Genomic DNA, 831 nt, shown 5'->3' on the forward strand with positions numbered 1-831 from the left:
TGAAAGACTTGAAAGGCTTTTAAAAACCATAAGATTCTCAACGAGGAGAACCCTAAAATCCTGAATTCGCTTACACATATGAGGATGGAAAATACTCCTCCCACAAAAGGTTGACACAATCTTTTTTATTTTCACGGTTGACTATCGAAATTATCCGTGATATATTACTATATGTCCGACGCGTACTACTCGTGTAATTGCGAACCCGCGCACGATCGACATTCGGTTGATATGTCGGTGATTCTACGTAAAAGTAAGCAAGTAATGTGCGGTAGGACAAATAAGATGCGCTCTATTACGGTGAAGGATGCCGTTATAGCAACGTTTAACGTGCCGGTGTGGCGGAATTGGCAGACGCGCACGACTCAAAATCGTGTTCCTTCGGGAGTGTCGGTTCGACCCCGACCACCGGTATCTTTTATATTTTTTAAGTTAATTTTAGAAAAGAATTATTTGCTCGTAAGCCTTGATATATAAGGGTTTACGAGCTTTTTTTGTATTTTTAGGTTTCGATTGAAAACGATTGGTTTTCGAATGATTTTACACATTTTTTATACAAGTTTTACCCAATCATTTTCTCGAAAATCTCTATTGTTGCCTGCTCTTCTTTCTCTCGTAACTCTTTAATGACGTGGGTATACTCTCGTAAGGTAGTATCAATGTCACCATGTCCAAGTCGTTCACTTACATAATGAATTGAAATATTTGTCTCTTCACCACTTTCTGTGGTACACGCACAATTCCAGAAATAAAGTTAGCGAGATTAGATACTAATCTAGTCGAACTCCTTCATCTGCTTAGGCACCATTCAGTTGGTAGGTTGAAAGCGGT

General features: G+C 39.1%; 1 tRNA gene. It reads left to right on the plus strand.

Annotated features, from left to right (window positions below):
• Positions 1–332: 332 nt before the first annotated feature.
• Positions 333–414: transfer RNA gene (locus E2L07_RS20605), tRNA-Leu, on the plus strand.
• Positions 415–831: the final 417 nt, after the last annotated feature.

This window comes from Halalkalibacterium halodurans, from assembly GCF_004376175.1.
GTDB lineage: Bacteria > Bacillota > Bacilli > Bacillales > Bacillaceae_D > Halalkalibacterium > Halalkalibacterium halodurans.